Origin of the sequence: Hymenobacter glacieicola, from assembly GCF_014640315.1 — a bacterium.
Taxonomy (GTDB): Bacteria; Bacteroidota; Bacteroidia; order Cytophagales; family Hymenobacteraceae; genus Hymenobacter; species Hymenobacter glacieicola.
The window spans coordinates 274,653-289,296 of record NZ_BMGS01000001.1; the positions used below are offsets into that span (position 1 = coordinate 274,653).

At 58.5% G+C, this 14,644-nt stretch carries 11 protein-coding genes; all 11 read left to right on the plus strand.

Annotation, left to right across the window (positions count from 1 at the left end; genetic code table 11):
• Window positions 1–23 precede the first annotated feature (23 nt).
• The 11 genes from kdpA (at window position 24) to IEW18_RS01175 (ending at window position 14,595) form a co-directional block, all read left to right on the plus strand.
• A complete protein-coding gene (gene kdpA, locus IEW18_RS01125; protein WP_188555983.1) occupies window positions 24–1,724 on the plus strand; it encodes a potassium-transporting ATPase subunit KdpA in 1,701 nt (566 codons plus the stop codon).
• 88 nt (window positions 1,725–1,812) lie between these two features.
• Window positions 1,813–3,858 (plus strand): potassium-transporting ATPase subunit KdpB, encoded by a 2,046-nt coding sequence (gene kdpB / locus IEW18_RS01130; protein WP_188555984.1) that lies wholly within the window; start codon window positions 1,813–1,815, stop codon window positions 3,856–3,858.
• 199 nt (window positions 3,859–4,057) lie between these two features.
• Window positions 4,058–4,609 (plus strand): potassium-transporting ATPase subunit KdpC, encoded by a 552-nt coding sequence (gene kdpC, locus IEW18_RS01135; protein ID WP_188555985.1) that lies wholly within the window; start codon window positions 4,058–4,060, stop codon window positions 4,607–4,609.
• A 278-nt stretch (window positions 4,610–4,887) separates the two neighbouring features.
• A complete protein-coding gene (locus IEW18_RS01140) occupies window positions 4,888–6,018 on the plus strand; it encodes a porin (protein ID WP_188555986.1) in 1,131 nt (376 codons plus the stop codon).
• A gap of 358 nt (window positions 6,019–6,376) precedes the next feature.
• The gene (locus IEW18_RS01145; RefSeq protein ID WP_188555987.1) at window positions 6,377–7,543 is read left to right on the plus strand and encodes a sensor protein KdpD; all 1,167 of its coding nucleotides are present in this window, start codon (window positions 6,377–6,379) and stop codon (window positions 7,541–7,543) included.
• Between the two features lie 106 nt (window positions 7,544–7,649).
• Complete coding sequence (locus IEW18_RS01150; RefSeq protein WP_188555988.1) at window positions 7,650–9,446, plus strand: HAMP domain-containing sensor histidine kinase; 1,797 nt, start codon at window positions 7,650–7,652, stop codon at window positions 9,444–9,446.
• A 277-nt stretch (window positions 9,447–9,723) separates the two neighbouring features.
• Window positions 9,724–11,094, plus strand: coding sequence for a site-specific integrase (locus tag IEW18_RS01155; RefSeq protein WP_188555989.1), 1,371 nt, complete (start codon window positions 9,724–9,726; stop codon window positions 11,092–11,094).
• Window positions 11,095–11,123: 29 nt separating this feature from the next.
• Entirely contained in the window at window positions 11,124–12,218 is a 1,095-nt protein-coding gene (locus IEW18_RS01160) for a hypothetical protein (RefSeq protein ID WP_188555990.1), read from the plus strand.
• A 108-nt stretch (window positions 12,219–12,326) separates the two neighbouring features.
• Window positions 12,327–12,602, plus strand: coding sequence for a helix-turn-helix domain-containing protein (locus IEW18_RS01165; RefSeq protein WP_188555991.1), 276 nt, complete (start codon window positions 12,327–12,329; stop codon window positions 12,600–12,602).
• Window positions 12,603–12,617: 15 nt separating this feature from the next.
• Window positions 12,618–13,541, plus strand: coding sequence for a hypothetical protein (locus tag IEW18_RS01170; protein WP_188555992.1), 924 nt, complete (start codon window positions 12,618–12,620; stop codon window positions 13,539–13,541).
• Between the two features lie 256 nt (window positions 13,542–13,797).
• On the plus strand, window positions 13,798–14,595 hold the full coding sequence (locus IEW18_RS01175; RefSeq protein WP_188555993.1) for an HNH endonuclease signature motif containing protein: 798 nt from the start codon (window positions 13,798–13,800) through the stop codon (window positions 14,593–14,595).
• Window positions 14,596–14,644 lie beyond the last annotated feature (49 nt).

Here is a 14,644-nt window from a genome sequence, read left to right on the forward strand (position 1 = left end):
CGATAACTCGCAACTCAACTAAGATGATCAACGAACTACTCGGCATCGGCGCCATTTACTTCCTGACGCTGGTGCTGGCCCTGCCGCTGGGCCACTACCTGGCCCGGGTGTTTAAGGGCGAGAAGAACCTGCTGGATTTCCTGCGGCCCGTAGAAAGCAGCATCTTCCGCCTCTCCGGCATTGATGCCCGCCGCGAAATGAGCTGGCAGCAGCACTTGGTGGCCTTGCTTACTATTAACCTCGTGTGGTTTCTGCTGGCTATGCTGGTGTTGTCTACCCAAGGCAGCCTACCCCTCAACCCCGACCAGAACCCCAGCATGTCGCCGGACTTGGCGTTTAACACGGCCATTTCCTTTCTGGTAAACTGCAACCTTCAGCACTACAGCGGCGAGTCGGGCCTGAGCTACCTCTCGCAGATTGTGGTCATTACCTTCCTGCAGTTTGTGAGTGCGGCTACCGGCATTGCGGCGGCTGTGGTGGTGTTCAACGCCCTGCAAACCCGCGCCACCGACAAGCTGGGCAACTTTTACAACTATTTCATCAAGAGCCTCACGCGCCTGCTGCTGCCGGGCTCTTTGCTGGTAGCCCTGCTGCTGGCCTTCAACGGCACCCCCATGACCTTGCAAGGCAAGCAGGAGCTAGTGACCCTGCAGGGCGACTCCGTGGCCGTGTCGCGCGGGCCGGTGGCAGCTATGGTGGCTATTAAGGAGCTGGGTACTAACGGGGGCGGTTTCTACGGAGCCAACTCGGCTCACCCCCTCGAAAACCCCAACTACCTCACCAACGCCATTGAGAATATCGCCCTGGTTATCATCCCCGTGGCCATGGTATTTGCCCTGGGCTTCTACCTGAACCGCCGCAAGCTGGCCCTGATGATTTTTGGGGTCATGACGGTAGGCTTCGTAGTGCTGCTGGCCCCCACGGTGTACTATGAGTTGCAGGGCAACCCGGCCATCAGCCACCTGGGCGTAAACCAGGCGCTGGGGGCGCTGGAAGGCAAGGAAATGCGGTTTGGGGCGGCGGCTTCGGCCTACTGGAGCATCACGAACACGGTTATCAGCTGCGGCTCGGTGAACTCCATGCACGACTCGTTTATGCCGCTTTCCGGACTGACGCAGATGTTGGGCATGATGACCAATGCCTTTTACGGCGGGTGCGGGGTAGGGCTGCTCAACTTCTTTGCCTACCTGATTATTGCCGTGTTCATTGCCGGCCTGATGGTAGGCCGCACACCCGAGCTGCTGGGCAAGAAGATTGAGGCCCGCGAGATGAAGATTGCCATCCTCGTGACCCTGCTGCACCCGCTGCTGATTCTGGCCGGCACGGCCCTGACGGCCCACCTCTACACCGGCAACCCCCAGGAGTACGCCGGCTGGCTGGCCAACCCCGGCTACCACGGCTTCTCGGAAATACTCTACGAGTTCACGTCTTCGGCCGCCAACAACGGCTCCGGCTTCGAGGGCCTCGGCGACAACACGCCCTGGTGGAATATCAGCACGGGGGTAGTGCTCTTGCTGTCCCGCTTCCTGCCCATCATTGGTCCGGTGGCTATTGCCGGCCTGCTGGCCCGCAAGAAGTACGTGCCCGAAAGCGCCGGCACCCTGCCCGCCGACACGGCCACCTTCGGCGTGATGGTCATGGCCGTCATCGTCATCATTGCCGCCCTGGCCTTCTTCCCCGCCCTGGCCCTGGGCCCCATTGCCGAGCATTTCTCCCTGTATTAATCTGATCTAGAGCTTAGAAGCAAGAACTGAGAGCATAGCTCTTATTCGTCTCTGCCTCTCATTTCTAAGCTCTGAGTTCTACACTCTCATGTCTTCAAAAGGACAATCCTTGTTCCAACCCGCGCTGGTTTCCGAGGCCGCTAAACAAGCCTTCGTAAAGCTCGACCCGCGCGTGATGTTCCGCAACCCGGTGATGTTCACCGTGGAAATTGGGACGGTGGTGATGCTGCTCGTGACGCTGGGGCTGCTCGTGAAGCCCGATGCGGCCCAGGGCTCCTTTGCCTACAACTTCACCGTGTTCATGGTGCTGCTGCTGACCTTGCTGTTCGCCAATTTCGCGGAAGCAATAGCGGAAGCCCGCGGCAAGGCCCAGGCCGAAAGCCTGCGCAAAACCCGCGAGGAAACCCCGGCCCGCGTCATCGACGAAAAAGGCAACCTCTCCTCGGTGTCTTCTTCTCAGCTCCAGAAAGGCCAGGTATTCCTGGTAGAAGCCGGCGAAATCATTCCTACCGACGGGGAAATTATCGAGGGCTTGGCCACTATCGACGAATCGGCCATTACGGGCGAATCGGCCCCGGTAATTCGGGAGGCCGGCGGTGATAAGTCGTCGGTGACGGGCGGCACCAAGGTGTTGTCGGACCGCATCAAGGTAGTGGTGACGACGGCGCCCGGCGAGTCGTTTCTCGACAAGATGATTGCCCTGGTAGAAGGCGCGTCGCGGCAGAAAACCCCCAACGAAATTGCCCTGACTATTCTGCTGGCGGGCTTTACGCTGGTGTTCATCATTGTGTGCGTGACCTTGCAGCCCTTCGCCGCCTACGCCAACACACCCATTGCCATTGCCTCCTTTATTGCTCTGTTCGTGTGCCTGATTCCGACCACCATCGGGGGGCTGCTCTCGGCCATCGGCATTGCGGGCATGGACCGCGCCCTGCGTGCCAACGTCATCACCAAAAGCGGCAAAGCCGTGGAAACCGCTGGCGACATTGACGTGCTGCTGCTGGACAAAACCGGCACCATCACCATCGGCAACCGCAAAGCCACACACTTCTGGCCCGCGCCGGGGGTAGGGGAGCAGCAGTTCATCGAGCTGGCGACCTTGTCGTCGCTCACCGACGAAACCCCCGAAGGCAAGAGCATCGTGGAGCTGGCTCGCGAAAAGCAGGTGAATCCCGAGCAGCTGCAAGGCCGCCTGCAGGGTGCCGAGCTGATCAAGTTCACGGCCGAAACCCGCAGCTCCGGCGTCACGCTGGCCAATGGCCAACGCATCCGCAAAGGCGCTTCCGATGCCATCCGGCAGCTGGCGGCCAAAGCCAACCAGCCCTTCCCTCAGGAAACGACTCAGCGCGTGGAGGCTATTGCCAGCAACGGCGGTACTCCGTTGGTAGTCAGTGAAAACGACCGGGTGCTGGGCGTGGTGGAACTGCAGGATATCATCAAGCCTGGCATTCAGGAGCGGTTTGAGCGCCTGCGCAAAATGGGCATCAAAACGGTGATGGTAACCGGCGACAACCCGCTCACGGCCCGCTTCATTGCCGAAAAGGCCGGCGTCGATGACTTTATTGCCGAAGCCAAGCCCGAGGACAAGATGACCTACATCCGCCGCGAGCAGCAGGAGGGCAAGCTGGTGGCCATGATGGGCGACGGCACCAACGACGCGCCCGCCCTGGCCCAGGCCGACGTGGGAGTAGCCATGAACTCGGGTACCCAAGCCGCCAAGGAAGCCGGCAACATGGTGGACCTCGACAACGACCCCACCAAGCTCATTGAGGTAGTCGAAATCGGGAAGCAGCTGCTCATGACCCGCGGCACGCTCACCACCTTCAGCATCGCCAACGACGTAGCCAAGTACTTCGCCATTGTGCCGGCTCTGTTCATGGTGGCCATTCCGAGCCTGGGCGCGCTGAACATCATGGGTCTGAAGTCGCCGCAGTCGGCCATCCTGTCGGCAGTCATCTTCAACGCTATTATTATTCCGCTGCTGGTGCCGCTGGCGTTGCGCGGGGTAGCTTACAAACCCATTGGCGCCTCGGCTTTGCTGCGCCGCAACCTGCTGGTGTATGGCCTGGGCGGCGTCATCGTCCCCTTCATCGGCATCAAAGCCATTGACCTGCTGGTAGGCCTGTTTTTGTAAGAACAAAACTCCCCTCCTCAGATGAGGAGGGGACGCGGCGGCACAGCCGACGCAGGGGTGGTTGACCGCCGTGAGAACGACTCGCGTCTGTGTCACCCGGGGGTATTGTTCAACGAGTAGTTAACCACTCCTAACCCCTCCTCAGATGATGAGGGGAACTAGCACTAACTCTAGCCTTAGCTTTCTCGCTTCTACTTCCATGAAACAACACCTGCTTCCCGCTTTCCGCCTGACCCTTGTACTCCTGGTTGTCTGCTGCCTGATTTACCCGGCGCTGATATGGGCCGGCGCGCAGCTGGCCCCAAATAGCGGCCAGGGCGAAACCATCAGCCACCGGAGCCGCGTGGTAGGGTATGATAATGTGGGCCAGAAATTTACCCGGCCGGAATACTTCTGGTCGCGCCCCTCGGCCGTGGACTACAACTCGGCCGGCTCGGTGGGCTCCAACAAAGGCCCTAGCAACCACGAGTACCAGGCCACGGTGCAAGCCCGCCTCGATACGTTTCTGCTCCAGAACCCCGGCGTAACCAAAGCCCAAGTGCCCGCCGAGCTGATTACCGCCTCCGGCTCCGGCCTCGATCCGCACCTCTCGCCGGCGGGTGCCGCCGTGCAGGTAGCCCGCGTGGCCCGTGCCCGCCAGCTCGACGCCGCTAAAGTGCAGGCCCTGGTAGCCCAGCACACCCAGCACAGCCTGCTGGGCCCCGACCGGGTAAACGTGCTGCGCCTGAACGTAGCCCTGGATGAGCTGTAGAAACACGACTCGTGGTTATGCCGACCTTCGGTTCGCGTCTCGGCGTCAATACAACCAGTACCAGCTGTCATTCCGACGCAGGAGGAATCTGGGTCAAGCCGTCCACAAGTAAACCCAGATTCCTCGCTCCGCTCGGAATGACAAACTACACAACGGCAGCTGGCGCCGAGATGCCACGGGGCACGTATCTACAGTCCAGCCCGGCTACTTTCGTTTACTATTACTCTTTCGTCTTTATTCTCCCCTGCCCACCCTACGCCACGGGTACTCCTCTCCCCATGAAATCTATCTTCCTGCTTACCCTCAGCTTGCTGTGCAGCGCGGCCGCTACCGCCCAAACCACCCCCGTTGCGGCCGATACGGTGGTGACGCCCGCCGAGGCGCCGGCCACACCCGCCACCAACCCGCTCACGCCCTACGGCTTCGTGGATGGCTACTACGGCTACGATATCAAGCACGTCGCCACCAACGACCGGCCCGGCTTCCTGTACTCCCACGACCGCCAGAACGAGTTTACGGTGAACAACGCCATCCTAGGTTTGCGCTACGACAACGGGCAAGTGCGCGGGGCCCTGGGCCTGCACGCCGGCACCTACGTTTCGGCCAACTACGCCGCCGAGGACCCGGTGCTGCGCCATATCTACGAGGCGTACGCGGGCTTCCGGCCCTTCCAGAAGGCCTGGCTCGACGTGGGTATTTTCGGCTCCCACATTGGTTTCGAATCGGCCATCAGCAAGGACAACTGGACGCTGACCCGCTCGCTCATGGCCGAAAACTCGCCCTACTACGAGGCCGGGGCCCGGTTCACCTACGAAGTCGACCCCAAGCTGACGCTTACGGTGCTGGTGCTTAACGGCTGGCAGAACATCCGGGAAACTAACCAGAAAAAGGCCCTGGGAACCCAAATTCAGTGGAAACCCACCGAGAAGCTGCTCATCAACAGCAGCACGTTCTACGGCAACGAGCAGCCCGAGGGCCTAGGGAAGCGCCGCCGCTACTTCCACGATTTCTACCTGAGCTACGCCGCCACCGAGCGCCTGAGCGTGGCCGGCGTATTCGACGTGGGTAAGCAGGAGCAGGCTGCCCGCGGCAGCAAGGCCGATACCTGGCACACCGGCGCCGCCTTCGTGCGCTACAAGCTGGCCGAGAAGTGGTCGGCCACGGCCCGCGCCGAGTACTACAACGCCGACCACGGCGTCATCATTTCCTCGATTTCTCCAGCCCCCACGGATGCTGACTTCAAGGTAAAAGCCGCCTCTCTCAACCTCGACTACCTGCCCACCTCCAACGTGACATTTCGGGTGGAAGGCCGCGTGTTCCACTCCGGCCAGGATTTCCTCACCGACCGCAACGGCCAGCCCTCCAACTCCTACGGCAACCTGACCAGCAGCATTGCTATTTCTTTCTAGCAAGCCGGAAGTCCGAGCGACCAAAACACGCGCCGCATCTCGCCAGCGGCCGTACGACGGTAGAGCCGCAACACCTGGTAGCGCAGCGCCAGAACGACTCTCCCTCCCTGTCATTCCGAGCGAAGCGAGGAATCTGGGTCACACACGAGAGGCTAACCCAGATTCCTCGCTCCGCTCGGAATGACAAAATAAACCACGCCGGCAACGACAGACACGCGACGCCCGCTCCGTAGCCCAGGGTTTAAACCCTGGACTAGTGAACCGCCCCGCTGGCTAGCCACGAAGCGGGAAAGATGCTTCGGCTCCGCTCAGCATGACGGACGGTTTACCACCAAACCCTGACTAACACCCTACCCCCATGACGCCTCCCAACGATGACTCTCAGCTGCGCGACCAATCGGCGGAGCGGTTTCTGCGGCTGGTGCGGGAGCCGCGGCGCGGGCGGCTGAAGGTGTACATCGGGCTGGCCGCGGGGGTAGGAAAAACTTACCGCATGCTGCAGGAGGCCCGGGAGCTGCGCCAGCACGGGGTGGATGTGGTGCTGGGCTACGTGGAAACCCACGGCCGGGCCGGCACCGTGGCCCAGCTGCGGGACCTGCCCCTGATCAAGCGCAAAAACATCTTCTACAAGGGCCGCCTGCTGGAGGAAATGGACGTGGCGGCCATCCGGCAGCGCCGGCCGGCGGTGGTGGTCATCGATGAGCTGGCCCACACCAACGTGCCGGGCTCCGAGAACGAGAAACGCTGGCAGGATGTGGAGCAACTGGTGCGGGCGGGCATTTCGGTGATTACCGCCGTGAACGTGCAGCATCTGGAAAGCCTCCACGACCAGGTGCTGCGTATTACGGGCCAGGACGTGGCCGAGCGGGTGCCCGACCAGCTCCTCAAGCTGGCCGACGAGGTAGTAAACGTGGACCTGACCGTGCCCGAGTTGCGGGCCCGCCTGGAGGAAGGCAAAATCTACGACCCGCAGAAGGTGCCCACGGCGTTGCGCAATTTCTTTCAGCCCGAAAACTTGCTGCAACTCCGCGAGCTGGCGTTGCGGGAAGTGGCCGGGCAGCTCAGCCGCCAGATTGACACGGGCGCGGCCGCGGTGCCCGCCCCGCGCCGCAACCACGACCGGCTGCTGGCCTGCATCAACTCCAACGCTCCGGCCGCCCGCGAAATCATCCGCAAAACCTCCCGCCTCGCTGACCGCCTGGGGACGGCCACCTGGTACGTGCTCTACGTGCAAACCGCCCGCGAAGCGGCCGACCGGGTGGGGCTGGCCACCCAGCGCCACCTGCTGCACAATCTGCAACTGGCCACCGAGCTGGGCGGGCAGATTCTGCGGGTGAAGTCGGAGGAGGTGGTGATGGAGATACTGCGCGTGGCCCAGGAAAAAGGTGCTACCCTGCTTATTTGCGGTGTCACGCGGGAGAAAGGCTGGTGGCAGCGCCTGACCCGCCGCGGTATTACTACCTCTCTGATTCAAGCCGTAGCCCAGACGGATACCGACCTGGACTTGTTTCTGGTGACCTACTAATGGCGCGCGCGGCTTCGCGTTCCGTTGCATGACTGGCAGCGGCCGGCGCGCGCAACGATTTTTTGCTCAATGACACGCGAAGCCCCGCCGCTTCGCGCCACTGCTCATGAACCTCAAAACCAAAATCACGCTGGCACTCCTGACCATGCTGCTCCTGCTGCTGGGTGTTAGCGCGTTTACCCTGTACTCGCTCAATCGCCTGGACCGCAGTGCCCGCAACGTACTGCAAGACAACCTGTACTCCGTAGAATTAGGTCAGCAGATGCTGCGGGCCCTCGACCGGCTGCAGGCGCAGGAGGCACCACTGGACACGCAAGCCAAGCACCGGTTTGAGCAACTGCTGGCCCGCGAGGCCGGCAACGTGACCGAGCCCGGCGAGCAGCAGGTGGTAGACTCCTTGTTCAGTGAGCTGACTGCCACGGAGCGGTATCTGGCCTCCGATACCACGGCGCCGCAACTTTGGAACGCGCACATGGGCCAGTTGCGGCAGCTTACGTACCGCATGGTGAATCTGAACACTCAGGCCCTCACGCGCAAGAACGAAGCCGCCAACCGCCTGGCCACCGAGCAGAGCGGCTACGTGCTGGCCCTGCTCACGTTTGCGGTCCTGACCTGCCTGCTGTTCGTGCTGAGCGTGCCCGAGGCCGCCGTGAGTGGGCTGCGCAAGCTCTCGGCCAGCATCGAAAACGCGACCCACCAGGATTACTCCAACTCCATTCCGGTGGAAAGCCACGACGAGTTTGGGGGCGTAGCGCGGGCCTTCAACCGCCTGCTGGTGCAGCTGCAGGACTACCGCACCTCCACACTGGCCCAGCTGCTGGCCGAGCGCAACCGCATGGTCAGCCTCGTCAACAACCTTGATGAAGGCCTGCTGCTGGTGGACGAAAATCGCCGTCTGATTCTGGCCAACCCCGTGGCCCAGCAGCTGCTGGCCCTACCCCCCGAGCAACTCCTGAACCGCCCCGCCGAGGAAATAGCCCAGCAGAACGACCTGTTCCGGGAGCTGCTGCGCCACTTGGATACCCCCGCCGCCCAGCGCCCCACCGAGGCCGCCCCCGTGCTCACCCTGGCCCAGCACGACGAGGAAGCTTACTACCGCGTCAGCGTCAACGACGTGGTGAGCTTCAACGAGGCCCTGGACAAGATGGAGTTCGTGGGCTCCATCCTGACGCTGCGCAACGTGTCGGAGTACAAGAAGCTGGATCAGGCCAAGTCGAACTTCCTGGCTACCGTGTCGCACGAGCTGAAAACGCCGCTGTCGAGCATCAACTTCAGCTTGAAGCTGCTGCAAAACGGCAAGGTCGGGCCCGTGAACGAGGAGCAGCAGAACATTCTGGTCACCATCAAGCAGGAAAACCAGCGCCTGCTGCGGCTGGTGGGGGAGCTGATTGACGTGTCGCGGCTGGAGTCGGGCAACATTCAGCTCAACTTCCAGGCAGCCCGCGTGACGGAGGTAGTGCAGTTTGCCGCCGCGACCATTCAGCTCCAGCTCCAGCCCAAGCAGCTCACCCTCGACCTCCAGGTGGCCGACACCCTACCCCCCGTGCGCGCCGACATCGAGAAAACGACCTGGGTGCTGCTCAACCTGCTGGCCAACGCCATTCGCTACTCCCCGGAACAGGCGCAGATTCACATCCGGGCCGCCCTCACCGCCGAGGCCCAGCCCCAGGTTTGCATCAGCGTGCAGGACCACGGCCCCGGCATTGCCCCGCAGTATCAGGAAAAAATCTTCCAGCGCTTCGTCCAGATTCCCAACCAGAGCGGCTACAAGGGCGGCTCGGGCCTGGGCCTGAGCATCGCCCGCGAGTTTATCGGCAGCCAGGGCGGGCAGTTGTGGGTGGAAAGTGAGCTGGGCAGCGGCAGCACCTTCAGCTTTACGCTACCACTGGCGCGGCCTGACTAACCAGTGCTTTCGTGAAGCAAATTATCCGCGAGCTAAGGCATAGAAAAAGCCACTTGCCTATTAAAGCAAGTGGCTTTTTCTATGAGCGGGAAACGAGGCTCGAACTCGCGACCCTCAGCTTGGGAAGCTATGTGTAGGCCGTTTTTACGGGTGTTTACTTGTTATCGTTTATGGCGTAATAAGCTGATTAAGCGCGCTTTTCTTGTTGTGGCTTGTTGTTAGTATAGCAGCGTCTGTTATGTTTGTATAACCCGCTGTATAATCCGGGTTATACATTATGCGCAGCAAAACCACCGAACACAAAGAGGGAAAAGCCACGGTTAAGATCGTCTACTTCACTAGCAAGACGCTGGCCGACGGTTCGCATCCGTTCGTGGTGCGCGTAACGAAGAACCGCAAGCAAGTATACCGCTACACAGGCTTGAGCTTGCACCCTAAGCACTGGAACGCTACTAAGAAAGAAATACGCCGTACCTACCCGGACAAGTTGCGGGAAGACTTGCTGGACAAGCTAGATGGCTGGCGGAAGAAATACGAAGAAGCTGCAACTACACTCGCTGGCAACGATGAGCAGCACGACGCGGAAACAGTATTCAAAAAGGCTATAGAGGGCCGCCAAGCGCAGCGGCGGGTAAAGCTGCTGGCGTACATAGAAGAACTAGCCGTAGGCATGGTAGCAGCGGGGCAGGTAGGCAATGCAGGTGTGTACCGCGACTTGGCAAACCAACTCGCTAAGTTTATCGGTGCCGAGTACAGCGCGCCAGAGCCGCCGTTAGGGAAGGGGCAAGAGGTAGAGAAAGCCGCGTGGGTGAAACAGCATGATATTCCCTTTGACCGGGTATCTGTTACCTTTTGCAATGAGTGGGAGGCCACGTTACGCGCTACGGGTGTAGAGGAAATTACCCTCTCGCTTCGGTTCCGCACGTTGCGGGCCGTACTGAACAAGGCTATTGATGCGGAGCTGGCGAAGGCAGAGAATTACCCCTTTGCCCGCACGGTAACAGAGCGGCGCAAGTTCCAGGTAGGCAAGTTTGATGTGACTACGGCGAAGCGTGCTATTTCCCGTGACGAGCTGCGCAAGCTTGAAGCGTTGCAGCCAGCTACCGACCGGCAAGGGCTGGCAAAGGACGTGTTCCTGTTCTCGTTCTATTGTGGCGGCATAAACTTCGTAGACCTAGCGCAACTCCGTTGGCAAGACCTAACCGGCACCGACGAGCATGGCCGCCCGCAGCGCCTAAGCTACGTCAGGCAGAAAACGGGCGGTAAGTTCGCCTTTAAGCTTTTGGCTCCTGCTGCCACTATAGTTGCTGCCTATAGGCCGTTTACCTTCGCTGGACTCGCTAGCTACGTATTTCCCGTGCTAGACTCGCGCAAGCACCAAGCCGCAACGCAGATCAAGAACCGGCTGCACAAAGTGCTGGGGCAGGTTAACAAGGACTTGAAAGAGCTAGGGAAGCAAGCCGGTATTGCTACGCCTCTCACTACCTACGTGGCACGGCACAGCATGGCAACAACACTCAAGCAGGACGGCAACAGCACAGCGGTTATTTCACAGTTGATGGGCCACAAATCGGAAGCGGTTACGGCCGTGTACTTGGATTCCTTTGCTTCTGATATAATAGACTCAGCCTTTGATAGCTTGCTTTAAGAAACCTGTAGCTATACATCACAACATTTATGGAAATCACTTGCCACCCCTTATTTCGTGACTTTATGCTCCATGCGGAAATTATTGCTGGTAGAAGGCTCAAAGTCAGTGGAGCGTTGCCGATGCAGCTAGAAGAAGTGCAGGCCGAATGCGACAAGATACTTGCGGCTACACCTACTTTGGCAAGCTTAGAATTATATGTTGAAAACGAGTACTCGGCGGCGTACTATGCTGGGCCACATTACTTCTTTTGTTACCAAGGCCACGACGAGAAAATGCGGAGTTGCACGGAAGGTAGCGACGAGCCCTCACTTGCATTGGCTGAATTAGTAAAGAATCTCAAGCACAGAGGACTCATCAGTTACACGTTGCCATTTCCTGAGCCAGTAGTAGAGGAATTTAGGGATGAGCCTAGCACAAGAGACGAACGAAAGAAAGTAGACCGGGAATTGGACACCATTGCCTATGACTTTAAGCGCGAGTTAGAAGCCGCTGTTGACTCTATTCCGACTCCTGAAGGCCGTGCCGAACTGGTTGGAGCTGCCCTAAATGACTTCGACTCTTTAGAATGGATTCCAGGAAACCACATCGGAGAACTAGTTGAGCAGACAATAGAAGACGTTCGGCAGTTTGTATCTAAGCTGTATGAGAAACTAATAGATGAAGTAGATACACTAAGCGGGGTGCTTGGTGACAAGAGTAAACACCGGAAGATACTATCACAAGGCTTACAAGAAAGTAACGCTGCGCACACTAATACGCCGAAGGGTAATGTCAAAGAGACTAAGCAGAATGCCAAATCAAGTAAAGCCAAACATGCTCAGCTTAAAGGCATAGACTTGACTCAAGTACGAAAGCTATTTGAGGGAGCTAAACTTAGTGGGAAAAGCAAAGCCGGAGAATGGGCAACCGCACTAGTTGCTTTAAGTAGCCGAGGTTTACTTATCGGTAGTCCACCTGAAGTAATTAGATGGTTTGATGCAAATGATTTCCCCGGTACAACTAGTAGAGAGACCCTGGACGACCTAAAAGACTTTACCGATACAAATCAGTTTACTGGCTCAAAGGCACTTGTTTTCAGAAGAATGCTTAGTCAAATCGAGGCAATAAAAAGATATAACTAATGAGTGCTCATTTATAGGCTTTCTACCTGTTTTACCTATTCTACCAAGTTGGTAATAGACGCTGCTAAGCCCTAATCAACTTTGACCTGTCAACAACTCAGACAGGTTATGCAGAATCCATTCGACACCATCCAAGCCCAACTTGATGAGTTGAAGCAGATGGTAAATCGGGCTCTAGCCCAAAACATTACACCGGAGCCGCCTGCTGTAGGCGGTATTGAACTTGCACAGGAGATACTACGCCTCTCGAAGCCGCGTATCTATGCCCTTTGCTCACAGCGTAAGTTGCCTGTGATGAAGAGAGGCGGTCGACTTAGCTTTAGCCGCACTGAGTTGCTTGCTTGGCTGGCCGAGGGCAAGCGTGAGGTAAAGGCTCAGCACTAAGCAGCCTGTCTCGCTATGATAGACGAGATTCGGATATGGGTGTGCTTGCTAAACGACCCAGAAGCCGTAGAGCGGTTAGCCCGTGCCCCGGCCTACGTCGGCAGCACGGGCGAAGAAAACGAACGAGGCAGCATACGGGCGCAGCATCGGGGCATCCGGTGGGACTACTACAACGCTACCAAGCGGCTCGTCGGGCGCGGTTCGCTGCACAGCTTCGCGCACGGCAACAACCTAGGGCGGTTCACGGCTGACCAAGTACTGACGGCCTGCAATAAGTTGGCAGCGGCTGTAGACTTGCCGCCCGAACGGTTGTCCATATGTGGCCTAGAAGCGGGGATAAACATTCCCTTGGCTAAGTCGCCACGCCGGTTTCTTGAGAGTCTTACAAGCCACAAGAAAGCGCCGTTTACGGCCATGAACCCGCCGCCCAAGGCAACGCGTCCGCTGCTGTACAACGCCCACCATGCCGACTATCGAATTAAGGCATACGACAAGGGTGAATACTCCCGCCTACAAGGTCAGCCGTTGTCGAAGGATGGGCCGCCCCATTTGCTGCGCTACGAAGTCAAGTACCTACGGGCGCGCCCGCTGCAAACCTTGACTAAACTGCCTGGCTTGACGCTAGCCGACTTGCCCAAGCCAGAGGTGCTACAAGCATTAGCAGCCGACGTGCGAAAACACTGGAACCTAAGCCACCGACGGCAGCATATGAACTACGACGGCCTAAGCCTATCCGACGCACAACTGTTGCACTTGGCAACTGATACGGCCTTTTGGGAAACCATGCGCAGTACGCAGACGCGTCGCACCTATGAGCGCAATTACAGTCGGGCCAAGCAGTTACTACAGGAGCGCAAGCAGCCGCATCCCTACGACGAAGTACTAGCGCGAGAGCTGGCACAGGTGCTAGGACCGCTGCCCGTCGATGGTCAAAAGTGACGGTGATTTCCGCCCCTTGTAATCAATAGGAAACCCACCTGCACCACTCGCCCAAAACCGCGCTACCAAACCAGTCAAAAACCTTGTCTCAGCCACCCGCAACGCAGCAAAGCGGAGTGAGGATGGCGCAAGCGTAGCGCGCAGGTCGTAAGGTGCCCCCGCGCCGTCAGGAATCTCCCTGCACGGCCACAATCCACAGATTATTTCAACCCGCTAAGCGCCTCGAAATCGGGCGTCTTGGCATAGCCTTGCCCACATGTTACCTCTCCTGTATAACGGAAAACCCTTTTATCAATTCTCTCTTGCGCCGCGCTACTTTATCAGTCCATGCGGCACCGTCCTATCACTGGTTAAGCCCAAGCGGCCTGTAATCATGCGTCCTGGCGACAATGGGCGCGGCTACCTAACAGTGCGCTTACATACAGGTGATGGTACTTGTAAACCATTTCTCGTACATCGAGTGGTTGCACTAGTCTTCTTACCCTTGCCTAAAGGGAAAGTGGCGGCCGAGTTGACCGTTAATCACCGCAACTCTTGTAAAACCGATAACCACAAGGACAACTTGGAGTGGATGACGCACAGCGAGAACTGTCGGCATGCTGTAGCTACTGGTTTACGTAACAAGCCAAGTCTGTACTATGAAACGCCGTTAGCTGTATTCGGCAGCTCAAGGCAGGCTGCCACCGCGCACGGCACCTACAAAGAGAAGATAGAGCGCTGGTGCAAGAGCGGCCGACGAGTTACGGATGGATGGGACTACCTACTTAAGTTAGGGACACCGCAAACGATGGCTCCCATAGACGTGCTCAGGGCAGTTGTTGAAGTAGTAGTCGCTTCTGTGCCTACTGTAACGGCGCAAGCTTATTGTGCTGAGGCACTGTGCGAAGATGAGAAGTATAGGCCTGTGTATTGGTGCCGAATACTTGTGGCTGGAAAACCTTTTGAAACGGAGGCCGCCGAAACCATTGGGGAAGCCTTCCGCCGCTTCGAAAAGGTAATAAACCGTATGCTGCCGGGGCCTTATTTAGCCGAAGAAGTGCAGAAAGCCGCCTAATCAGGCCAAGAAATACCCCTTAATAACCGCGTTTCAGGCTGTGCATAGT

Bases quoted from the DNA above. Each gene is read 5' to 3' on its own strand.
- kdpB (WP_188555984.1), top strand. From the start codon at position 1,813: ATGTCTTCAAAAGGACAATCCTTGTTCCAACCCGCGCTGGTTTCCGAG.
- IEW18_RS01155 (WP_188555989.1), top strand. From the start codon at position 9,724: ATGCGCAGCAAAACCACCGAACACAAAGAGGGAAAAGCCACGGTTAAG.
- IEW18_RS01165 (WP_188555991.1), top strand. From the start codon at position 12,327: ATGCAGAATCCATTCGACACCATCCAAGCCCAACTTGATGAGTTGAAG.
- IEW18_RS01170 (WP_188555992.1), top strand. From the start codon at position 12,618: ATGATAGACGAGATTCGGATATGGGTGTGCTTGCTAAACGACCCAGAA.
- IEW18_RS01145 (WP_188555987.1), top strand. From the start codon at position 6,377: ATGACGCCTCCCAACGATGACTCTCAGCTGCGCGACCAATCGGCGGAG.
- IEW18_RS01150 (WP_188555988.1), top strand. From the start codon at position 7,650: ATGAACCTCAAAACCAAAATCACGCTGGCACTCCTGACCATGCTGCTC.
- IEW18_RS01160 (WP_188555990.1), top strand. From the start codon at position 11,124: ATGGAAATCACTTGCCACCCCTTATTTCGTGACTTTATGCTCCATGCG.
- IEW18_RS01175 (WP_188555993.1), top strand. From the start codon at position 13,798: ATGTTACCTCTCCTGTATAACGGAAAACCCTTTTATCAATTCTCTCTT.
- IEW18_RS01140 (WP_188555986.1), top strand. From the start codon at position 4,888: ATGAAATCTATCTTCCTGCTTACCCTCAGCTTGCTGTGCAGCGCGGCC.
- kdpC (WP_188555985.1), top strand. From the start codon at position 4,058: ATGAAACAACACCTGCTTCCCGCTTTCCGCCTGACCCTTGTACTCCTG.
- kdpA (WP_188555983.1), top strand. From the start codon at position 24: ATGATCAACGAACTACTCGGCATCGGCGCCATTTACTTCCTGACGCTG.